The following is a 20,705-nucleotide window of genomic DNA, read 5'->3' as shown; positions in this document are numbered from 1 at the left end:
CGACGTCACGTAGGCGGGTCTACCAACCGGTGGGGCAGGATGTGGTTCATGCACGTCACAGCGAACGCCACCGTCAACGTCCCGATCGACACGGTGTGGGCCACCCTGACCGACCACGTCGGCATGGCCGGCTGGGGGCCGGGTGTCAAGGTCACCCTCGGCAAGCCCGGCACACCCGATCCGAACGGGTTGGGTGCGGTCCGCCGGATCAGCACCCCGGGCCCGGGTCCGGACATCGTCGAAGAGGTGGTGACCTTCGACGCGCCACACGTGTTCGGCTACAAGGCGCTCTCGGGCACCCCGTTCCCCGGCTACACCGGCGAAGTGCGGCTGACCGAGTCCGGCACGAGCACCCACATCGAATACACCATCGGCTCGACCGCCACGTTCCCGCTGGTGAAGGTCCCGCTCGCCGGAATCGGGCAGGTCCTGCTGCGGCTGCTGGTGCGGGCCTCCTCGCGGGCGGCGGGCTAGCACCCGACCACCAATTCATGTGTTTTCGGGCGTTCTGAAGCGGGCATTTCCTTATAAGGAAGCGGAAAACCGACTTTCAGGAGACGAACGCCATGAACGCCAGGAAATTCGCGGCGTTGGCGGCCTGCGCCGCCGTCGTCGCAGCGGGGGCAACCAACGGCCCACTCGCATCCGCCGATCCCACCGTTGCCGGATTCGGAACTCAGTTGCGCGCCGCCGATATCGACGGCGCGGGGCTCGGTGGCTACACCGTTCACGATCTGCAGCCCAGCGGCATCGACGTGTTGAGTGTGCCGGTCATCGGCGATGTGCCGCTCGCGGGCGTGCTGTGGGAGGCGCGCACCGATGTCGACGCCGTCGCGGGCTCGGTGGTACCCGCAATGCAGTACTTCAGCGCGCGCACCTCCGACGGCCAGAGCTACCGCGTTCTCGTGCAGGCGTTGGCGCCAGATCTCAGCGTCTCGCCACTGGGGGAGGGCGGGGCATCCGACGGGAAGATCTATTTCGACGTCACCGGGCCCGCTCCGACCGAGGTGAGCTACGACGACGGCCGCAGCCGGCTTGTCTGGTCCGGCTGAGACCCGATGGACCGGTCCGCTCCCGTGTTTTCGGATGCCTCTGGACGGGCAACCCCGAGCGGAGATGATCCGACGGGAGGAAATGATGGCCGTGTCCGCCGCGCATGAGCGCATCCGTGCGTGTCTGGTCGACGTCGAGTTCCCGGCGAGCAAGGACTCGCTGGTCGACGCCGCCATCCGCCACGACAGCCCCGATATCGCGCGGGCGTTGTTGGCCATCGCCTCCGACACCTATGCCAACCGCGCGGAGGTCATGGCCTCGGTGACGCTGGCGGACCTCTAGCCCAGTGCCGCGACCTGGGCGACCGTCAGGGCCGAGGTGAGCCGCAGCAGATCCCGCGGCCGCGACAACTGCAGCCCGGTCAGTACCTGCTGCACGATATCGAGAACGTCGGCGACACCGAATTGGTCTTCATCACGGTGGCACACCTCGACTCGGCGAACGCAGCGTTGGAGATCTGACAACAGCGGCGGGCCGGATGGCCCGCCGCTGCATCAGATCAGTTGGTGTCAGTTGGTGAACTTGTCCTTGATGTTCTCGCCGACCTTCTTGACACCCGAGACACCCTGATCCTTCTTGCCTTCGGCCTTGAGTTCGTCGTTGTTGGTGACGTCTCCGACGACCTCCTTGGCCTTACCGATGGCGTCCTCGGCTGCGTTCTTGGCCTTGTCCACAATTCCCATTGTCATTTCCTTTCTGGGGGTGACGTCTATTGGTCGTGACCGGACATCGGAACCGCACGCCGTAGCCGGCGTGAGGCTGCTCACAGGACATCGCTCAGGTGATGCGTGGGATCTCCGCGTTGATCGCGTTCAGCAGCGCCGGATAGCGCTTGGCCTCCGGATGTCCGCTCGGTTTACCGCTGCTGACCACCGCCACCGAGAGAGCACGCTGCGGGTCTGCCCACATCGCGATATCGGTCAGCCCGGTGTGCCCAAAGGCTCCGTCGGCGTCGCGGCCGAACGGGCCGAACCGCTTGGACCCGAGCATGTACCCGGTACCCCAACGCATGGGTGCCAGTCCGGTCGCAAGGTCCGGGCGCAGCCGACGGGCCTGCGTGGTCGCGGCTTGCAGCGTCTCGGGCGAGAGCACCCGGACACCGTCGAGTTCACCGCCGCGGCAAAGGATCTCGGCAAATCGGGACAGCTCGTGGGCGTTGGATACGGTGTTCGACGACGGGACGACGCCGGTGAGGAACTCCGGTGTGTTCGAGAAAGGGATGATCTGCTGCGGGGTGCCGCCGACCGCGGTCTTGAACGCCTTGGCGATCGGCGCGGGTAGCGGTTTGCCGGTGACATGGCTCGGGGCCACCAGCGGAACATCCTGCGCGGCAACACCATAATTCGTCCAGCGAAACCCCAGCGGGTCGAGGATCTGCTCGGCGAGGATGTCGCGGATGCTGCGCCCGGTTGCCGCGGAGATGATCTCGCGCATCAGCGGGCCCCAGGTCACACCGTGGTAGATGTGCACCAGGCCGGGCCGGTACACCGGTTTCATCCGGCCCAGCATGTCGCGGGCGTACTCGCTGTCGTCCATCCGTTTGAGATCCGGTTTGGGGCCGGTCGCGAACGGGATGCCCGCACTGTGGGTGACCACGTGGCGGATGGTGGTGCGGTCCTTGCCGTGGCTGGTGTAGTTGGGCAGATAATCGCACACCCGGTCCTCCAGGGAGAACTCGCCGCGCTCGACCAGCATGTGGGTGACGGTGGTGGTGATCGCCTTGGCGGTCGAGTACACGCAGAACGGGGTGCTGGTGGCGACCGGAATCTGTTCGGCGTCAACGGAATCGCCTGGCCCGTTGCCCCAGCCGTGACCGATGGCCCGGTCGAGGATCACCTTGCCGTTGCGGCGCAGGCACACCTGGATCGCCGGATGCATTCCGGCGGAGTACCAGTGCCGAGCCGCGCCCCAGATCCGTTCCACCGCAGCGGAATCGACCTCGGAATGGTCCTCCTCGGCGCGGTCGGTGACGGCGTCGAGGTCGGCGGGAACCCGGATTCGTCGGTCGTCGGTCACGGTTGTTCCTTTCGCAGCACGGCGGCGAGATGGTGCTGCAGCGGTTGGCCGACCGCGGCCATCCGCACCGTGTAGCTCAGATGGTCACCACGCAGGGTGAGGGTGCGCGACAGCGCGGTGACCTCCTTGGCGGACGCGGAGCGCCCGATGCTGGAGGTGAGTTGCATCGTCACGGTCCCGTCGGCGGCGATGTCCAACGGGCCCTCCAGCACCTCCACGATGCCGGTGGGGTGAGCCAGCAGCCATTCCACCCGCCCCGGTGCGGGGACCCGGACGTATCCGGTCTCGGCGTGCAGCGGCCGGTCGTCATCGACGGCCTTGGTGCGCTGGGTGTAGGCCAGGAACGGCTTGCCGATGTGGCCGAAGGTGACGGTCTCCGAATATCCGAACGTCTCGATGGTGGGGTATTCGCCGGTGCCGGACCCGGTCCAGGTGCCGACCAGGGGAGCGAGTACCGCCACCGCGGGGTGCAGGTCGACCATGCTGGCCAATGTACTTCGTGGTGTACTGGCGCCGTTATGACCTCTGAAATCGCCCTCGTTCCGGCCGTGGAGCGCCCGCATCCGACCCGACTGTCCAAGGCGCTGTACCCGGTGACCGGGGTTGCGCTCGCACGCTACGGCGACATGGACGCCAACGGGCATGTGAACAATCTGGCGCTGGAGTCGATGCACGAGAACGCCCGTGCGGAGTTCAACGAGCGGATTTTTCCCGGCATCTACGACCCGGCGACCCGCACGATCCGGCTGGTGACCGCCAACAACGTGGTGCATTTCCTGGCGGAGGTGCACTGGCCGTCGACCATCGAGACCGGCCTGGGCATCGGACGGCTGGGCCGGACCTCGTATGTGGTGTCGACGGCATTGTTCGTCGGCGAGGACTGCGTCGGTTTGTGCGACACCGTCCTGGTGATGCTCGGCGATGACGGCCCGATGCCGATCCCGCAGCAGGCGCGCGAACTACTCGGCGCGCACCTGCTGCGGGCGTAGCTCTACAGGGTGGCGTCGGCGGCGCCCAGCGCGGAGTCCAGGATCGCCAGACCCTCGCGCACCTCGTCGTCGGTGATGTTGCAGGCCGGCACGGCGTGGATGCGGTTGAAGTTCGCGAACGGCAACAGCCCGCCGGATTTGCACGCGGCGATGACCGCATTCATCGCGGGACTCGAGCCGCCGTAGGGCGCCAACGGTTCACGCGTCTGCTGATCGGCCACCAGCTCGATCGCCCAGAACACCCCGAGGCCGCGGACCTCGCCCACGCAACGATGCTTGCCGGCCAGCTCGCGCAGACCGGGGCCGAGCACGTCGGAGCCGATGCGCTTGGCATTGGCCACCATGCCCTCGTCCTCCATCGCGTTGATGGTGGCCACGGCCGCCGCACAGGCCAGCGGGTGACCGGAGTAGGTCAGGCCGCCCGGGTAGGCGCGGTCGGCGAAGGTGGCAGCGATCTCGTCGCTGATCGCCACCCCGCCCAGCGGGACGTAACCGGACGTGACGCCCTTGGCGAACGTGATGAGATCCGGCGTCACGCCGAAGTTCTGGATCGCGAACCATTCTCCGGTGCGCCCGAATCCGGCCATCACCTCGTCGGCGATCATCACGATGCCGTACTTGTCGCAAATCTCCCGCACGCCCGCCATGTAACCGGGCGGCGGCACCATGATGCCCGCGGTGCCGGGCACCGACTCGAGGATGATCGCGGCGAACGACGACGCGCCCTCGTGCTGGATGAGGCGGTCGAGGTACTCCAACGCGCGCTCGGACTCCTGCTGCTCGTTCTCGGCATGGAACGAACTGCGGTACAGGAACGGGCCGTTGAAGTGCACGACGCCGCCGCTGGCGTAGTCATTCGGGTAGCGGCGCGGGTCGCCGGTCAGGTTGATCGCGGTGTCGGTGCCACCGTGGTAGGAGCGGTACCGGCTCAGCACCTTGTAGCGGCCGGTGTGCAGCCGTGCCATCCGGACCGCGTGCTCGACGGCGTCAGCGCCGCCGTTGGTGAAGAACACCTTGTTCAGATTGCCCGGGGTGCGCTCGGCGATCAGGCGGGCCGCCTCCGAGCGGGCGTCGTTGGCGTGCTGCGGCGCCACCGTGCAGAGCTTGGCGGCCTGGGCCTGGATGGCCGCGACCACCTTCGGGTGCTGATGCCCGATATTGGTGAAGACCAACTGGCCGGAGAAGTCGAGCAGCTTGTTGCCCTCGCCGTCCCACACGTAGGAGCCGTCCGACGCCACGATGGTCATCGGCTTGATCTGCGCCTGCGCGGACCAGGAGTGGAAGACGTGCGCGCGGTCCAGTTCGTAGGTGCGGGCGGCTTCGGTGCGCGCGTCGTCGACCGACAAGCCGTTGGGCAGGGTCGCGGTGTCATGGGTGGTCGTCATTCGTCCATCTTTCACTGTATTTGTCGGCGGCAGGCAACGGTTCTCTCGGCGAGCGTGCGTGAACTCCGGCGGGAGCACGGCGTGTCGGCCAGCAGACACGCACGCTCGCGGGAGATTAGTTGGTGGGGAAGCCGAGGTTGATGCCGCCGTGGCTGGGGTCCAGCCAGCGGCTGGTGATGGCCTTTTGGCGGGTGAAGAAGTGGACGCCGTCCATGCCGTGGGCGTGGCTGTCGCCGAACAGGGAGGCTTTCCAGCCGCCGAAGCTGTAGTAGGCCATCGGGACGGGGATGGGGACGTTGATGCCGACCATGCCGACCTCGACTTCGTTTTGGAAGCGTCGGGCCGCGCCGCCGTCGTTGGTGAAGATGGCGGTGCCGTTGCCGTAGGGGTTGGTGTTGATGAGTTCGAGTGCCTGGTCGTAGGTGTCGACGCGCAGGACGGACAGGACGGGGCCGAAAATCTCGTCGGTGTAGACGCTCATCTCGGGGGTGACGTTGTCGAGCAGGGTGGGTCCGAGCCAGAAGCCCGCCGGGTCCATTTCCGAGCCGACCTCGGCTGCTACGTTGCGGCCGTCGACGACGACCTTGGCGCCGTCGGCTTCACCGGCGTCGATGTAGGAGGCGACCTTGTCGCGGTGTGCCTTGGTGACCAGTGGGCCCATATCGGAATCCTTGGTGCCGTCGCCGATCTTGAGGCCGACGGTGCGTTCGGTGATTTTGGCGATGAGGTCGTCGGCGACGGGGCCGACGGCCACGCACGCCGAGATGGCCATGCAGCGTTCGCCCGCGGAGCCGAAGCCGGCGTTGACCATGGCGTCGGCGGCCAGGTCGAGGTCGGCGTCGGGCAGGATCACGGCGTGGTTTTTGGCCCCGCCGAGGGCTTGGACGCGTTTGCCCGCGGCGGTGCCGGTGGCGTACACGTACTGGGCGATGGGGGTGGAGCCGACGAAGGACACCGATTTGACCTTGGGGTTGGTGAGCAGTTCGTCGACGACGGTTTTGTCGCCTTGCAGGACGTTGAACACGCCGTCGGGCAGGCCGGCTTCTTTCCACAGCGCGGCCAGCCACAGCGAGGCGGAGGGGTCTTTTTCGGAGGGTTTGAGGATGACGGTGTTGCCGCAGGCGATGGCGACGGGGAAGAACCACATGGGCACCATGGCGGGGAAGTTGAACGGGGAGATGATCCCGACGGGGCCCAGGGCTTGGCGGATGGAGTAGACGTCGACCTTGGTGGAGGCGTTCTCGGTGAATCCGCCCTTGAGCAGGTGCGGGATTCCGCAGGCGAACTCGACGACTTCCTGGCCGCGGGCGACTTCGCCGAGGGCGTCGGAGACGACCTTGCCGTGCTCGCTGGTGATGATCTCTGCCAGCTCGCCCTTGCGTTCGTTGAGCAGCTCGCGGAATGCGAAGAGCACCTGGGTGCGTTTGGCCAGGCTGGTGTCGCGCCAGGCCGGGAAGGCGGCCGCGGCGGCATCGATAACCACGCGGGCATCCTCGACGCTGCCCAGGGCCACCTGGCCGGTGACCTGCCCGGTCGCCGGATTCGTGACCGGAGCGGTCTTGCCGGCGGTCCCTTCGAAGAACGTGCCGTTACTCCAGTGCTGAACGGTGGCCTGCATCGCGATGAGCTCACTTTCTGTCGGGTTGCTTCCCAGTGTGGGGTCTGACTCAGCGCCCGAACGGTGACGTAATGTCTGCAAATCAGCCCTCAGGATTACACTGTGTAAATGCAGCTGACGGTCGCGGAGGTGATTGCGCTGCCGGTCATCCAGGCCGGTGATCCCGAGGTGCTCAGCGCGCACCGCTTCACCGAAACCATCCGCTGGGTACATGTCAGCGACGTTCCCGACCTGTCGGCGCTGGTACAGGGTGGTGAGCTGGTGCTGACAACCGGTGCGGCGCTGCGGGATTCGCCGCGCCGGTATCTCAGCGGTATGGCCGAGGCCGGCGTGCTCGGGGTGGTTGTCGAGATCGGCGACGCAGACCTGGACCCCGGGATGGGGGTCATCGCCGCGGAGTTCGATCTGGCGCTGGTGGCGCTGCACCGGCAGGTGCGGTTCGTCGAGGTGACCGAGGCCGTGCACCGCCTGATCGTCGCCGACCAGTACGAACGGGTGGACTTCGATCGCCGGGTACACGAGACCTTCACCGAACTCAGCCTGAAGCGTCCGTCGGCGGCAGGCGTCGTCGAGGCCGCCGCCGCGATCCTGGATGAACCCGTCGTGCTCGAGGACCTGACCCACCGGGCGCTGGCGGTCTCGCTGCGGGGACGCCCCGCGGACCTGCTGCGGGACTGGGAGCGGCGCTCGCGGTTGCGGGCGACGACCGAAGGGTGGGCGGTGACCGCGGTGGGTCCGCGAGCCGAACAGTGGGGCCGGCTGATCGTCCCGCAACCGTCTGCCGATCCGGACCGCACCCAAATGGTGCTGGAGCGCGCCGCGGTGGCGTTGGCGCTGCAGCGGATGATCGAACGCGACCGGACCGGGCTGCACCACCAGGCGCAGAGCGGACTGATCGACGATGTCTCGCGTGGCCGCATCGCCGACGAACGGGAAGTGGCGGCGCGCGCCCACGCGCTCGGCCTGCGATCCGCCGCCCGCTACCTGCCGGTGGTGGTGCGGGTGGACCGCACGCCGACATCGGATCCCGTTGCCGGGCAGCGGCGTAACGTGCTGTTGGTCGACACGGTGCTACACACCGTGAACGCCTCGGGCCACACCGGGCTGTGTGCGCTCAGGCGCGACGGCGAGGTCGGCGCGGTGCTCGCTCTCGGCGTGACCAGGCCCCCCGAGGAGGCGCTGGCGGCGCTGGGCACGGCGCTGCGGACCGAGATCGCCCGGGTGGACGGCACCGCAGGTGCGGTGCTCGCCGTGGGGCCCGCGGCCGACGGCGTGGTCGACGCCGTCACCGGCCTCGGTGAAGCCGCCCACATCGCCGAGGTGGCGCTGGCCATGCGCGGCGCCGGATCCGCCGCGGATGAGGGGGCTCCGTTCTACCGGGCCGCCGATGTGCGCTTGCACGGGCTGATCTCGCTGCTGCGCGACGACCCACGGGTGCAGACCTTCGCCGAGACCGAACTGCGGGCCCTGCTGGCCGGCGACCCGGCACACCTCGACCTGCTGCGCGAGTATCTGAAACTGGCGGGGAACAAGGCCGCGGTCGCCGCCCGGCTGCACATCAGCCGACCTGCCCTGTACAAGAGGCTCGCCGCGGTGCGGTCCGCGCTCGGGGTGGACCTCGACGACGGCGAGTCGATGACCTCGCTGCATGTTGCGCTTATGGTGCTGGATGCGCAGGGGCGCGCGGTACTGTCCTGAGATGGCGGGTGGGGGGACAACCGTGCTGGAGACCGTGCGCAGGGTTTTGGGTTACGAGATGGCGATCTCGGAGTGGATCGGCTTGGCGATTCTGCTTGCCGTCCCCTATCTGGTGATCGGAACGGTCTGGGCCTTCACACATTCCGGTCCGTTCCTCGGTTCGGTGCTGGCCTGGCCCCTGCTGCTGCTCTACAGCTTCTGCGGGTTATGACCGGCCTGCTGAGCCGGCGGGTCAAGGTCGAGGCGATGATCGAGACCCTGATGTGGCTGGCGCTGCCCTATATTGTCATCGGCCTGGTCTTCACCATCACCCATCCCGACGATGTACGCGCGCTGGAGAAGCAGGTGCAGACCCAGCAGCCGGCCGGCGCGGATGTGGCCTCCTTCGGCGCGACCACCCTACTGTGGCCGATGATGCTGGTCACCGGACCCGTAGAGGAGCACTGTCATGTCGGATGACGATCTGTCCGATTTCGAACGGACCGAGTTCACCCACGACGGGAAGACCCGCTCGGTGTACCGCAAGGGCACCGGTCCCGCGGTCATCGTGATCGCCGAGATGCCCGGTATCACCCCGAAGGTACTTGCCTTCGCGCGCCAGGTCGCCGGCATCGGCTGCACCGCGGTGCTCCCGCATCTGTTCGGGGTGCCGGGCCGGGATCCCAACGCCAGCACGCAGGTTGCGCTCAAGACGCTGGCGTCGGCAATGGTGCCGGCCTGCGTCAGCAAGGAATTCGTGGTGCTGGCCACCGGGCGCACCTCGCCGGTCATCGACTGGCTGCGGGCACTGGCCCGCTCCGAGCACGCCCGGTGCGGCGGGCCCGGTGTGGGGGCTGTCGGGATGTGCTTCACCGGCGGGTACGCGCTGGCGATGGCGACCGATGACGTGTTGCTGGCGCCGGTGCTGTCCCAGCCGTCGATGCCGGTCGGCCTGACGAAGAAGCAACGGCGGTCCATCGACATCTCCCCGGCGGACCTGGAGATCGTCAAGGGGCGCTGCGCCCGCGGGCTGACCGTACTCGGATTGCGGTTCGACTCCGACAAATTCGTTCCGCCGGAGCGTTTCGAGTTCCTGCGGGAGCAACTCGGCGACGCCTTCGTGGCGGTGGAGCTGAGCGGCGCGGACGCCAATCCGGAGGGGGCGATGCCCCCACATTCGGTGCTCACCGAGCACCTGATCGACGAGCCGGGGCAGCCGACCAGGGCGGCGCTCGATCGGGTGCTGGACCTGTTCCGCGACCGTCTGCTGGTCACCGCCTGATTCGGCCGCGCCCGGCCGTTGCGTACGGGATGAGACTGCGGTCGCGAGGTGTTGTCACCTACATGCTCACCACAAGACGATTCGTGCAGTCGGTCGTCGCGTCCGCGGTCGCCCTGGCGGCCATCGCCATCCCGACTGTCGCGCTGTTACAGGACGGACCGGTGCAGTTCCCGATCCAGATCACCATCGCCGACCCGCTGCCCTAAGCGGACCGGCCGATGTCGGGACCGTCCTCGGGTCCGTCGTCCTCGACGGTGGCCAGCGCGGGTGACAGCAGCAGTCGCATCTGGTTGCCGCCGGCTTTTCGCGCCTCGTACATCGCGTTGGTCCCGATGGTGACGAGTTCGTCGAGCACATCGTGGGATCCCTGGCCGGTCAACGGTTTCAGCGGGGTACTGATCACGCCCAGGCTCGCCGTCAAGCGGTACGGCGCGGATTTGATGGTGCCCAGAATTCGTTCGGCCAGCGGCGTCGGGTCCGGCGTGGTGAACACATCGGCGACCAGGTACTCGGCCTCACCGAGAGCGCCGATCACGGCGTCGCCGCGTACCGTCTCGCGCAGCCGCTGACCGATTGCGACGCGGGCCTTGTTGCCGCCGGCCTTGCCCGACATGGCGGTCAGCAGGGAGAAACTGTCCAGGTTCACCACGATGAGGATGAGGTAACGATCGTCGCGGCGACTGCGTGAGCCGATCAGGGTGGCCACGCTGTCATAGAAACTCTGCCGGTTGGGCAGGCCGGTCAGCGGTTCGATCTCACCGTGCGGCTTCTCCGATCCGATGATCCGCAGCACCAGCTCGCACGCGAACGCGACGAAGGAATTGATCAGCGCGATGAAGACGACGCCGGCCAGCGCGAGCGCATAGTCGATCTCCACCAGCCGCCAGCCCAGCACCAACAGGGTGACGGTCTGCACCGCCCAGATCGGAACGAGCCACGTGCGGGAGTGGAAGAACATCGCATACGACGTGGTGACCGTGAACGCCGCGGAGATCAGCAACCCCAGAATCGGGTCCGGCTCCAACAGGCACACCGCGGAGATGAGGAGGGTGCCCAGGATCAGGCAGGACTGAGACTGCCGCCGGGAGGGCCAGTCCGAGCGCAACCAGAGGACGGCCATCACCGCGCACGCGACGAACAGCAGAGCCGCGACGGCCGGTCGGTACGACTGCCCGGAACCGGCGGAGGCGACGATCACCAGAACGGAGAGGGAACCAAGGCTCCCGATGATCCAGGCGACCACCCTGCAGGTCGCGACCTGCAGATCGCGGGCGGCCAGAAACGCGGTCAACCACTCGTAGTGGTCACCACCGTGTCGCCACCGCGCAGGAATCACCACGGGCCGGCGCACCCGGAAGCGAGCCGTGCACAACTTGGCCCCCACAGCATCAGCGAACGGTACCAGCATCGCCGCCGCTAGCCTGGCCCTATGGCATCCCGATGGACGACAGCGCGACTTGGCGATATGACCGGCCAGACGGTCATCGTGACCGGAGCGACCAACGGAGTCGGACTGGCGACGGCGGCCGCACTGACGCGGGCCGGCGCGCACGTGGTGATGGCGGTGCGCAACATCGAACTCGGGGCGCAGCGGGCGGCCGAGATCGGCGGGCGCACCTCGGTGCTGCGACTCGATCTGGCGGACCTCTCCTCGGTGCGGGCATTCCCCGGGTTGCTCGACGATCACGGCATCGAGGCGGTGGACATCCTCGTCAACAACGCCGGAACCCTGGCCGAGAAGCGGGCCGAGACCGTCGACGGTTTCGAGACGACCATCGGCACCAACCTGCTCGGCCCGTTCGCGTTGACCAACCTTCTCGTGGACCGGGTGCGTGCACAGATCGTCACCGTCGGTTCCCAGGCTCACGAGTCGGCCACGCTGCACCTGGACGACCTGCATCTGCGGACCCACAAGTGGACGGTGATGGGCGCCTACGCGCAGTCGAAGCTCGCGGTCATGCTGTGGGGACTGGAACTGGACCGGCGCCTGCGGGCCGCCAAGTCGCCGATCATCAGCCACCTCACCCACCCGGGATGGGTGGACTCGAATCTGCCGCAGCTGTCGGACGCCCCGCTGATGGGCGTGGTGCAGCGCGGCGTCAAACTGGTGGCCGGCGCGCTGGCCAACGACCCGGCGGCCGGCGCCGCCACCACGCTGTACTGCATCACCGAGCCGATCCCGCCGGGCAGCTACGTCGGGGTGGAGGGCAGGTTCGGTCTGCGTGGGGGTCCGGTGCTGATCGGGCGATCGGCGCTGGCATGTGACTACGCGACGGCGGCCCGGGTCTTCCAGTTCGCCGAGCACGAAACGGGCACCACGCTTCCTGTCGGTTAGCCGGGTCCTGTCGGTCACACCCAACCGTTGGTCGGGGCATAACCGGGCCGTCACCTGCCGGTGGGACAGTCACATCGTGACCGACGACCTCGATCACCTGGAGTCGGTACCGACGATTGTCGAACGGTTCCACCTGTTCTGCACGCGGGTGGTAGCGCGACTGCCATTCGGCCTGAATTCCGTTGTCGCCCCGACGTTCCTAGGCTTCGCCCTGATCAACAGCTTCACCTTCGGGGTGGACATGGTGTTGTTGACGGTGCTGCACAGCGGATTTGCGGTGCCGCTGCCGGTGGCCCTCACGGTGGGCTACGTATGCGCGTTCACGCTGGCGTTCTTCCTGAACCGGACCCTGAACTTCCGCTCGCACGCCACCGTCGGCCCGCAACTGGTCGTCTACGTGGTGGTGGTCGCGGTCAACTACGCGGCATTCATCGTCGTGCTGCCGACCTCGCTGGCCGCGGCGGGCCTGCAGTATCACCTGGCCCGGCTGCTGGCCGGCTGTTGCGAGGCGGTCTACATGTACACCGCTATGCGGCTGGTGGTGTTCCGGCGCTGAAACACCGACAATGGCGGCATGGCCCCGCCGCTGAATCGCAGGCACGTGATCGTCGGCGCGAGTGCCGTGGTGGGGGCCGGGGCGCTGGTCTCCTGCGCGGGCGCCGCGGATGAACCCGCGCCGGCCCAGGGGGAACCCGCGCCGGCCCAGGGGGAACCCGCGCCGGCCCAGGGGGAATCGGGCGTCCTCGCGACCACCTCGCGGGTGCCCGTCGGATCGGCGCTCATCGTGGACGGCATCGTGCTGACCCAGCCGGCGGCCGGTGAGTTCACCGGGTTCTCCGCGGTCTGCCCGCACGCCGGGTGCGCGGTGTCCAAGGTCGACGGCGCCCAGGTCATCTGTCCGTGCCACGGCAGCACCTTCGGATTGGACGGGGCGGTGGTCTCCGGCCCGGCGCGCGAGCCGCTGGCCCCGGCTCCGATCACAGTCCGGGGCGATTCGATCGTGGCGGGCTGAAAGCTCGTTACGATCATCGGCTGTGGTGGACGACCAGCGCGGTGAACCGGCGCCGATCCCGTGGTACGAGGAATCGTGGGCGGTGGTCACCGCCGGGGCGGCCGGGGTGCTGGCGGTCGGTGTACTGATCTACGCCGTCGTGCAGACCGCCGAGAGTTCGGTGGAACCGTCCTACGGCCCGCAGCACTACACCGACTATTCCGCGTCGACCACCAGCGCCACATCCACGTCCACGACCACATCGCGGACCACCAGAACCACGACCACGGCGACCACCGAGTCGACCACCACGACGACGGAGTCGACCACCACGACCACCACCCCGTCGCTGGATGACGAGAACCCGTTCATCCTGAACCCGTTCGCCACCACCACGACGGAACCAGGATGAGCGTTTAGCCAGCCGATTCGCTGGGGATGTGATCGTCTGACAGAATCAGCCCCGAGGGGAGTACTCCTGCGCTGCGGTGTCGTCATCACGTCGTCCGTCATCGGACGACCGGTGCTGCAGGTCCACGCGATGTCTGCGCGGGCGGAAGAGACCTCGGCCGTTGATCGACGACCGGAGGCTCCAACCATATGAACGTGTCCGCACTCGAGTGGGGGATCACCCTCGCCGTCACCCTGGGCGTCCTGCTCGTGGATGTACTGGTGTTCGGCCGACGGCCGCATGAGCCGTCCACCCGGGAGACCTCCATCGCGCTGACCTTCTACGTCAGCCTTGCCATCGCCTTCGGCATCTGGACCTGGACCTTCCACGGCAGCCAGTACGGCGTGGAGTTCTTCGCAGGCTGGCTCACCGAGTACAGCCTCTCGGTCGACAACCTGTTCATCTTCTTGATCATCATGGCCAGCTTCAAGGTGCCCAGGATCTACCAGCAGCAGGCACTGCTGGTGGGCATCATCCTGGCGCTGATCTTCCGCGGCATCTTCATCGCCCTCGGCGCGGTGGCCATCGAGCAGTTCTCCTGGATCTTCTACATTTTCGGTGCGTTCCTGATCTACACCGCGATCAAGCTGGCCAAGGACACCGATCACGACGACGACGCCGAGAACGGTGTCGTCCGGTTCGCGCGCAACTACCTGAACACCACCGACAAGTGGCACGGTCTGAAGCTCACGGTCGTCGAGGGTTCCAAGCGCGTCATGACGCCGATGTTCCTGGTGATCGTTGCGCTGGGCACCACCGACCTGCTGTTCGCCCTGGATTCGATCCCGGCCATCTACGGGCTCACCCAGGAGCCCTACCTGGTGTTCACCGCCAACGTGTTCGCCCTGATGGGTCTGCGCCAGCTGTACTTCCTGCTCGGTGACCTGCTCAAGCGCCTGGTCTACCTGTCCCAGGGACTGTCCTTCATCCTCGGGTTCATCGGCATCAAGCTGGTGCTGCACGCCCTGCACGAGAACGAACTGCCGTTCATCAACGGTGGTGAGCCGCTGCACGTCCCGACGATCCCGACGCTGGCCAGCCTGGGCGTCATCATCGTCACGCTGGTCATCACCACCGTCGCCAGCCTGTACAAGACCCGTGTCGTCGACAAGAAGGCCGACGACGCCGCCGCCGCCGCCGACACGGCCGACGGGGAAGCGCCGGTCAAGCCGGCCGAGTAGTGGTCGAGCGGGGCGCTGCTGTAAGCGCCCCGCTCAAACCCGTTATCCCGCGGGTCAATTCGTTAACGTAGGTCGGCATGCTGTCCGCCCGCGCTCGCCCTGAACCTGCAGCCGTCCGCAAAGCCGTCATCGGCGCGTCCATCGGCAATGCCGTGGAATGGTTCGACTTCGCCATCTACGGGTTCCTGGCCACCTACATCGCCGCCAACTTCTTCCCGTCGGACGACGAGACGGCGGCGTTGCTGAACACGTTCGCGATCTTTGCGGCCGCGTTCTTCATGCGTCCGCTCGGCGGGTTCGTCTTCGGGCCGCTCGGTGACCGCATCGGCCGGCAGAAGGTGCTGGCCGTGGTCATCCTGCTGATGTCGGCGGCCACCCTGCTGATCGGACTGCTGCCGACCTATTCGGCCATCGGAGTGGCGGCCCCGCTGTTGCTGTTGGTGCTGCGCTGTGTGCAGGGCTTCTCGGCGGGCGGCGAATACGGGGGCGGCGCGGTGTATCTGGCCGAATACGCCACCGACAGGCGGCGCGGATTCGTCGTCACCTTCATGGTGTGGTCGGGGGTGCTCGGCTTCCTGATCGGGTCGATCACCGTCACCCTGCTGCAGGCGGGGCTGTCCGCCGCCGCGATGGACAGCTATGGCTGGCGCATCCCGTTCCTGCTCGCCGCGCCGCTGGGGCTGGTCGGCCTCTACATCCGGCTGCGGCTGGACGACACCCCGGAGTTCACCGACCTGAGCAGCCGCGACAAGGTCGCCGACCGCCCGCTGCGGGAGGCCTTCAGCACCTCGTGGCGACCGATCCTGCAAGTGATCGGGCTGTTCTTGATCTTCAACGTCGGCTACTACGTGGTGTTCACCTTTCTGCCGACCTACCTGATCAAGACCCTCGAGTTCTCCAAGACCGCATCGTTTCTCTCCATCACGCTGGCCAGCCTGGTGGCACTCGTGCTGACGCTGCCGTTCGCTGTGCTGTCGGACCGGATCGGGCGCAAGCCGATGCTGATCGCCGGTGCGCTCGCCTTCGCGGTACTGAGCTATCCGCTCTTCCTGCTGCTGACCTCCGGGTCGCTGGTGGCGGCCATCACCGCGCACTGCGTGCTGGCCGCGATCGAATCGATCTACATCTCCACCGCGGTCACCGCGGGCGTCGAGCTGTTCGCCACCCGGGTGCGCTACAGCGGCTTCGCCGTCGGCTACAACATCTGCGTCGCGGTGTTCGGCGGCACCACCCCGTATGCGGTGACCTGGCTGACGGCCGAGACCGGCAACCCGCGGGCGGCCGCGTTCTATCTGGTGATCGCCGCGGTGCTGTCGCTGGGCACGGTGCTGACCCTGCGGGAATCGGCGGGCAAACCGCTGGCTGCCACGTGAGGGTGGGTCAGCCTGCGATGATGTCGGGATGAGACCGGGCACCAGGCCGACCAAAGCGGATGTGGCGCGGCTGGCCAAAGTCTCACCGGCGACCGTCAGCTACGTGCTCAACAACGTCAAGGGCCAGACCATCTCGGCGCAGACCCGTGCGGCCGTGCAGGACGCGGCCAAATCTCTCGGCTACCGGCCAAACCTGGCCGCCCGCAATCTCGCCCGCGGCGGCAGCGGCGTGGTGCTCTATATCGTCCCGCGAATTTCGTTGGGCGAGTTGCTCCTTGAGGTCGGCAGCCGGCTGACCACAGAGCTGGCCCGCCACGGCGTGGTGTTGTCACTGCAATTCGAGACCGACGACGGGCGCAACGTCGTCGACGCGGTGGCCGACCTCAACCCGATCGCGGTCACCAGCGTGTTCCCGCTCGGCGGTGCCGCGCTGGAGGCGGTGACCGCCGCGGGTATCCCGCAGATCTACCTCGGCAGCGCCCAACTGCACGCCATGGGCGAGCTACACCTGTCGATAGGGCGGATGCGGGTCGAGCACCTGGTGGCCCGGGGCCATCGCCGCCTGGCGTTCGCCTTCGCCGGGGACGAGACGCTGCGGCCACTCGGCGACTACTGGCTCAGTGGGCTGCAGGCGGCCGCCACGGAGTTGCCCGAGATCGTCACCGCGACCGTCGCTCCCGACGGGTCCGATGCCGCGGCGGTGGTGCGGAACTGGGTGGAGGCCGGCGTGACGGCGGTGTGCGCGCAGAGTGACGAGACCGCGCTGGTGGTGCTGCACGGCATCAGGGAGGCCGGGCTGCGCTGCCCGCAGGATCTGGCGGTGATGGGGGTTGACGCGATTCCCCTGGGCGCGGTGAGCGGGCCGCCGCTGACCTCGGTGGGACTGGACGCCAAGACCATCGTCGCGGTGTCGGTGGCGGCCATGATGACCGAGCTCGGATTTCCCAGCGTCCGGGAACCCAGTAGCGAGAACGTCGCGCACCTGATCCAGCGCGCCTCCACCTGAGGCCGCACGTCCACGCTTGCCCTCGGGGGAGTGACCCGCGTAACTTACGCGAGTAAGTAGCAGCCCCGGGAGAGGTGTGATCAAGTGACCGTCGATGCAAGCCCAGGACAGACTGACGGCACCGCCGTCGGCGACGTGTATTTCGACCCGTACAACGTCGAGATCAACGCCAACCCGTATCCGGCGTTCGCCCGGCTGCGGGAGGAGGCGCCGCTCTACTACAACGCCGAGTTCGACTTCTACGCGCTGAGCCGCTTCGCCGATGTGAACAAGGCGCTCATCGACCACGAGACGTTCAGCTCGGCCCGCGGCGCGATCATCGAACTGATCAAGGCCAATATCGAGATCCCGTCGGGCGCGCTGATCTTCGAGGATCCGCCGATCCACACCACGCACCGCAAGCTGCTCGCCCGGATGTTCACCCCGCGCAAGATCGCCGCGTTGGAACCCAAGATCCGCGAGTACTGCGCGGCGGCGCTCGACCCGCTGGTGGGCACGGGGAACCTCGATTTCATCACCGACTTCGGCGCCATCATGCCGATGCAGGTGATCAGCACCCTGCTCGGCATCCCCGAGGACGACCAGGAGATGATCCGCGATCACGGCAACGACCAGATGCGCACCGAGGCCGGCAAGCCGATGAAGGCCGCCTCGGAAGGGATGATCGACGGTTCGATCTTCGAGACCTATATCGACTGGCGCAAGGACAACCCGTCCGACGACATCATGACCGACCTGCTCAACGTCGAGTTCACCGACGAGCAGGGCGTGACCCGCAAGCTCACCCGCGAAGAGCTGCTCATCTACATCAACGTGGTCGCCGGCGCCGGTAACGAGACCACCACCCGGCTGATCGGCTGGGCGGCCAAGGTGCTTGCCGAGCATCCCGACCAGCGCCGCCAGCTCGTCGAGAACCCGGCGCTGATCCCCCAGGCGATCGAGGAACTGCTGCGCTTCGAACCGCCGGCCCCGCACGTGGCGCGCTACGTCACCCGCGATGTCGAGTACTACGGCCAGACGGTGCCCGCGGGCGCGTCGATGATGATGCTGATCGGCTCGGCCGTCCGCGACAGCCGCCAGTTCCCGCCCGACGGTGAGGTGTTCGACATCCACCGCGAACAGCGCCAGCACCTGGCGTTCAGCGTCGGCACGCATTTCTGCCTGGGCTCGGCACTGGCGCGCCTGGAAGGCCGGATCGCGCTGGAGGAGATGCTCAAGCGGTTCCCCGAGTGGGAGGTCGATCTGCCGAACGCCAAGCTGTCGCCGACGTCGACGGTGCGCGGCTGGGATTCGATGCCGGTCTTCATCCCGTGAGCGACGCCTGCCTGACGGTCCCCGCTTCGTGGGAGGACGTCACCCCCGCGTGGCTCACCGCGGCGCTGGCCCGCGACTTCCCGGGTGCGGTGGTCGCCGACGTGACCGTGCAGATGCGCGATGACGGCACCAACCGGCGGGCCCGCCTCGGTGTCCGCTACGCCGAAGGGACAGGACCGGCCGCGGTGTTCGTCAAGGCCGTCGACCCGGGCCACAAGGAGATGATCAAGTACACCAGCGGGCTGCTGCACGAGCCCCGGCTCTTCACCTCCGATGTCGGGTTACCGCTGGAGCACCCGGCGGTGTACGCCGCGCCGATCGACGAGGCCGCCGAGGACTTCATGCTGGTCATGGAGGACCTGACCGCCCGCGGTGCCGATCCCCGCGATGCCACCCGGCCGCTGACTCCCGAGCAGGCGGCCAGCGGGGTGCGCGGCCTGGCCCGCCTGCACGGCGCATTCTGGGGTGAGCGGCTGGCGCGGCCCGGGCTGGAGTGGCTGGAACCGTTCGTGGCCTGGGACGGCATGCAGTACGCCCCGCTGCCCGCGGCGCTGGAGCGGCTCGGCGACGACGCGCCGGCCTCGGTGCAGGCACTGACCATCGACCAACTGGTGGAAGGCATCTGGAAACCGTTCATCCGGACGCTGTCGGCACCGGGTGTGCCCACCACCCTGCTGCACGGTGACCCGCACATCGGGAACACCTACCTGACCCCCGGCGGAGAGATCGGCTTCCTGGACTGGCAGGTGGCCCGACGCGGGAACTTCTCCGTCGACCTGGGTTACTTCCTGCAGGGCGCGCTGATCACCGAGGACCGGCGCGTCCACGAGCGCGATCTGCTCGGTGTGTACCGGCACGGCTTGGGCCTGCCCGCCGACGAACTGCCGTCGGCGGAGGAGATCTGGCTGCGCTACCGGGCGTCGGTCGCGCACGGCCTGACCACCTGGCTGGCCACGGCCAGCGCGGGCGAGTTGTGGCAGCGCCCCGACATCGCGCTGGCATTGGCGCAGCGGTACAGCGCCGCCTACCAGGACCTGAACACCGCGGAGGCTCTGGCGGAATTGACCACCTAGTCTTGGTGGCGTGACGAGAGCGCTGCGACGGTGATCGATCAGCTGCTCGTCGTCGTCTTCGCCCTGTGCGCAGCCATTTTCGCGGCCGTCGGCATCGTGGTGCGCCAGCGCGCGACGATCGATGTGCCGGAGGAGTACGGGGTCAGCACGGTCATGCTGGCCACCCTGCTGCGTCGTCCGCTGTGGTGGGCCGGTACCGCCGCGGCGGTGGCCGGCTTCGTGTTCCAGGCCCTGGCTCTGGACAACGGATCTCTGATCGTGGTGCAGCCACTGCTGGTGTCGGCGCTGCTGTTCGCGCTGCCGCTGAGCGCCCGGTTGGCGCACCGCCGGGTCAGCAGGGGCGCCTGGTTGTGGGCGCTGCTACTGACGGTGTCGCTGGCGATCTTCATCCTGCTCGCCCATCCGCGGGTGAGCGACCAGGTGGCCCCGGTGCCCACCATCGCGGTGGTGGCCGCGGTGTGCTCGGTGGTGGTGCTCGGTGCTGTGGTGATCGCGGTGCGCCGGAAGGGCTGGCAGCGCGCGGTGCCGCTGGCCGTCGCCGTCGGTGTGTTGTTCGGCCTGGTCGCGGTGCTCACCAAGATGCTCATGCACGAGCTGGACCGGCATTCGGTCGCCGAGGTGTTGTCGACTCCGCTGCCGTACGCGCTGGTTTTGCTCGGCGTGCTCGCGACCCTGCTGCAGCAGTCCGCGTTCCACGCCGGATCGCTGCAGACCTCGGTGCCCACCATGCTGGTGATCGAACCGATGGCCGCCGTGCTGCTGGGGGTGTTCCTGCTCGGCGAGACGCTCACCGCGAACCGGTGGGAGTCGGTGGTGCTGACCGTCGCGGTGTTCGCCATGACCGCGGCCACCATCGCGCTCGGGCGTGACGAAGGCGCCTATGAGGCCGAGTTGGAAGCCACGTCACGCACCGCCTGAGCGTCGTTTTCACAGGAAATCGGCAGGTCGCGAGCCCTCGGGC

Annotated in this window: 26 protein-coding genes; 19 read left to right on the top strand and 7 right to left on the bottom strand. The window is 67.7% G+C overall.

What is annotated here, in order from left to right; genetic code table 11:
• Positions 1 to 48: 48 nt before the first annotated feature.
• From C6A86_RS27780 to C6A86_RS27770, 3 genes are all read left to right on the top strand, one after another.
• On the top strand, positions 49 to 474 hold the full coding sequence (locus C6A86_RS27780; protein WP_233213241.1) for an SRPBCC family protein: 426 nt from the start codon (positions 49 to 51) through the stop codon (positions 472 to 474).
• Positions 475 to 566: 92 nt separating this feature from the next.
• The gene (locus tag C6A86_RS27775; protein WP_105366047.1) at positions 567 to 1,052 is read left to right on the top strand and encodes a DUF1942 domain-containing protein; all 486 of its coding nucleotides are present in this window, start codon (positions 567 to 569) and stop codon (positions 1,050 to 1,052) included.
• Between the two features lie 91 nt (positions 1,053 to 1,143).
• A complete protein-coding gene (locus tag C6A86_RS27770) occupies positions 1,144 to 1,335 on the top strand; it encodes a DUF2795 domain-containing protein (protein WP_311100951.1) in 192 nt (63 codons plus the stop codon).
• Here C6A86_RS27770 and C6A86_RS27765 read toward each other — a convergent pair.
• The 4 genes from C6A86_RS27765 to C6A86_RS27750 all read right to left on the bottom strand — a co-directional run bounded on the left by C6A86_RS27765 (position 1,332) and on the right by C6A86_RS27750 (position 3,551).
• Positions 1,332 to 1,481, bottom strand: a complete 150-nt coding sequence (locus tag C6A86_RS27765; protein WP_158263336.1) for a hypothetical protein — start codon at positions 1,479 to 1,481, stop codon at positions 1,332 to 1,334. The two genes, C6A86_RS27770 and C6A86_RS27765, sit on opposite strands and share 4 nt — an antisense overlap.
• A gap of 81 nt (positions 1,482 to 1,562) precedes the next feature.
• Positions 1,563 to 1,736 (bottom strand): CsbD family protein, encoded by a 174-nt coding sequence (locus C6A86_RS27760; RefSeq protein ID WP_105366045.1) that lies wholly within the window; start codon positions 1,734 to 1,736, stop codon positions 1,563 to 1,565.
• 94 nt (positions 1,737 to 1,830) lie between these two features.
• Positions 1,831 to 3,069: a lipase LipE gene (lipE, locus tag C6A86_RS27755; protein WP_105366044.1), complete on the bottom strand. Its 1,239-nt coding sequence runs from the start codon at positions 3,067 to 3,069 to the stop codon at positions 1,831 to 1,833.
• Complete coding sequence (locus C6A86_RS27750) at positions 3,066 to 3,551, bottom strand: peroxynitrite isomerase (protein ID WP_105366043.1); 486 nt, start codon at positions 3,549 to 3,551, stop codon at positions 3,066 to 3,068. The genes lipE and C6A86_RS27750 overlap by 4 nt, the downstream gene beginning before the upstream one ends.
• Positions 3,552 to 3,587: 36 nt before the next feature.
• On the opposite strand from C6A86_RS27750, the gene C6A86_RS27745 reads away from it, so the two are divergent.
• Positions 3,588 to 4,058, top strand: coding sequence for a thioesterase family protein (locus C6A86_RS27745; protein WP_105366042.1), 471 nt, complete (start codon positions 3,588 to 3,590; stop codon positions 4,056 to 4,058).
• Between the two features lie 2 nt (positions 4,059 to 4,060).
• Here C6A86_RS27745 and C6A86_RS27740 read toward each other — a convergent pair whose 3' ends face one another.
• Positions 4,061 to 5,443, bottom strand: a complete 1,383-nt coding sequence (locus C6A86_RS27740) for an aspartate aminotransferase family protein (protein WP_105366041.1) — start codon at positions 5,441 to 5,443, stop codon at positions 4,061 to 4,063.
• A 115-nt stretch (positions 5,444 to 5,558) separates the two neighbouring features.
• On the bottom strand, positions 5,559 to 7,061 hold the full coding sequence (locus tag C6A86_RS27735) for a CoA-acylating methylmalonate-semialdehyde dehydrogenase (protein ID WP_105366040.1): 1,503 nt from the start codon (positions 7,059 to 7,061) through the stop codon (positions 5,559 to 5,561).
• Positions 7,062 to 7,169: 108 nt separating this feature from the next.
• Here C6A86_RS27735 and C6A86_RS27730 point away from each other — a divergent pair, with 108 nt between their 5' ends.
• From C6A86_RS27730 to C6A86_RS27710, 5 genes are all read left to right on the top strand, one after another.
• A complete protein-coding gene (locus C6A86_RS27730; RefSeq protein WP_105366039.1) occupies positions 7,170 to 8,759 on the top strand; it encodes a PucR family transcriptional regulator ligand-binding domain-containing protein in 1,590 nt (529 codons plus the stop codon).
• Between the two features lies 1 nt (position 8,760).
• A complete protein-coding gene (locus C6A86_RS27725; protein ID WP_105366038.1) occupies positions 8,761 to 8,970 on the top strand; it encodes a hypothetical protein in 210 nt (69 codons plus the stop codon).
• Positions 8,967 to 9,218 carry a hypothetical protein gene (locus C6A86_RS27720; RefSeq protein ID WP_105366037.1) on the top strand — a complete coding sequence of 84 codons (252 nt, stop codon included), beginning with the start codon at positions 8,967 to 8,969 and terminating at the stop codon, positions 9,216 to 9,218. The genes C6A86_RS27725 and C6A86_RS27720 overlap by 4 nt, the downstream gene beginning before the upstream one ends.
• Complete coding sequence (locus C6A86_RS27715; RefSeq protein WP_105366036.1) at positions 9,208 to 10,020, top strand: dienelactone hydrolase family protein; 813 nt, start codon at positions 9,208 to 9,210, stop codon at positions 10,018 to 10,020. The genes C6A86_RS27720 and C6A86_RS27715 overlap by 11 nt, the downstream gene beginning before the upstream one ends.
• 62 nt (positions 10,021 to 10,082) lie before the next feature.
• Positions 10,083 to 10,226: a hypothetical protein gene (locus tag C6A86_RS27710; RefSeq protein WP_158263335.1), complete on the top strand. Its 144-nt coding sequence runs from the start codon at positions 10,083 to 10,085 to the stop codon at positions 10,224 to 10,226.
• Here the strand turns inward: C6A86_RS27710 and C6A86_RS27705 are convergent.
• On the bottom strand, positions 10,223 to 11,404 hold the full coding sequence (locus C6A86_RS27705; protein ID WP_158263334.1) for a diguanylate cyclase: 1,182 nt from the start codon (positions 11,402 to 11,404) through the stop codon (positions 10,223 to 10,225). The two genes, C6A86_RS27710 and C6A86_RS27705, sit on opposite strands and share 4 nt — an antisense overlap.
• Positions 11,405 to 11,449: 45 nt before the next feature.
• On the opposite strand from C6A86_RS27705, the gene C6A86_RS27700 reads away from it, so the two are divergent.
• The 10 genes from C6A86_RS27700 (at position 11,450) to C6A86_RS27655 (ending at position 20,662) form a co-directional block, all read left to right on the top strand.
• Entirely contained in the window at positions 11,450 to 12,355 is a 906-nt protein-coding gene (locus C6A86_RS27700; protein WP_105366034.1) for an SDR family NAD(P)-dependent oxidoreductase, read from the top strand.
• A 76-nt stretch (positions 12,356 to 12,431) separates the two neighbouring features.
• Entirely contained in the window at positions 12,432 to 12,911 is a 480-nt protein-coding gene (locus C6A86_RS27695) for a GtrA family protein (RefSeq protein WP_233213240.1), read from the top strand.
• A gap of 18 nt (positions 12,912 to 12,929) precedes the next feature.
• Complete coding sequence (locus C6A86_RS27690; RefSeq protein WP_105366033.1) at positions 12,930 to 13,367, top strand: Rieske (2Fe-2S) protein; 438 nt, start codon at positions 12,930 to 12,932, stop codon at positions 13,365 to 13,367.
• A gap of 22 nt (positions 13,368 to 13,389) precedes the next feature.
• Positions 13,390 to 13,758 carry a hypothetical protein gene (locus C6A86_RS27685; RefSeq protein WP_105366032.1) on the top strand — a complete coding sequence of 123 codons (369 nt, stop codon included), beginning with the start codon at positions 13,390 to 13,392 and terminating at the stop codon, positions 13,756 to 13,758.
• Between the two features lie 188 nt (positions 13,759 to 13,946).
• Positions 13,947 to 14,978: a TerC family protein gene (locus tag C6A86_RS27680; protein ID WP_105366031.1), complete on the top strand. Its 1,032-nt coding sequence runs from the start codon at positions 13,947 to 13,949 to the stop codon at positions 14,976 to 14,978.
• A 77-nt stretch (positions 14,979 to 15,055) separates the two neighbouring features.
• Positions 15,056 to 16,351, top strand: a complete 1,296-nt coding sequence (locus C6A86_RS27675) for an MFS transporter (RefSeq protein ID WP_105366030.1) — start codon at positions 15,056 to 15,058, stop codon at positions 16,349 to 16,351.
• A gap of 28 nt (positions 16,352 to 16,379) precedes the next feature.
• Positions 16,380 to 17,357, top strand: coding sequence for a LacI family DNA-binding transcriptional regulator (locus C6A86_RS27670; protein ID WP_105366029.1), 978 nt, complete (start codon positions 16,380 to 16,382; stop codon positions 17,355 to 17,357).
• Positions 17,358 to 17,441: 84 nt separating this feature from the next.
• On the top strand, positions 17,442 to 18,671 hold the full coding sequence (locus C6A86_RS27665) for a cytochrome P450 (RefSeq protein ID WP_105366028.1): 1,230 nt from the start codon (positions 17,442 to 17,444) through the stop codon (positions 18,669 to 18,671).
• Positions 18,668 to 19,744: a phosphotransferase gene (locus tag C6A86_RS27660; protein ID WP_105366027.1), complete on the top strand. Its 1,077-nt coding sequence runs from the start codon at positions 18,668 to 18,670 to the stop codon at positions 19,742 to 19,744. Before C6A86_RS27665 ends, C6A86_RS27660 begins: the two co-directional genes overlap by 4 nt.
• 30 nt (positions 19,745 to 19,774) lie before the next feature.
• Positions 19,775 to 20,662: a DMT family transporter gene (locus C6A86_RS27655; RefSeq protein WP_105366026.1), complete on the top strand. Its 888-nt coding sequence runs from the start codon at positions 19,775 to 19,777 to the stop codon at positions 20,660 to 20,662.
• Positions 20,663 to 20,705 lie beyond the last annotated feature (43 nt).

The sequence above is a fragment of the Mycobacterium sp. ITM-2016-00316 genome (genome assembly GCF_002968335.2).
Lineage (GTDB): Bacteria > Actinomycetota > Actinomycetes > Mycobacteriales > Mycobacteriaceae > Mycobacterium.
Note: the sequence above shows the minus strand (reverse complement) of the source record. Positions and strands in the feature narration are given on the sequence as shown.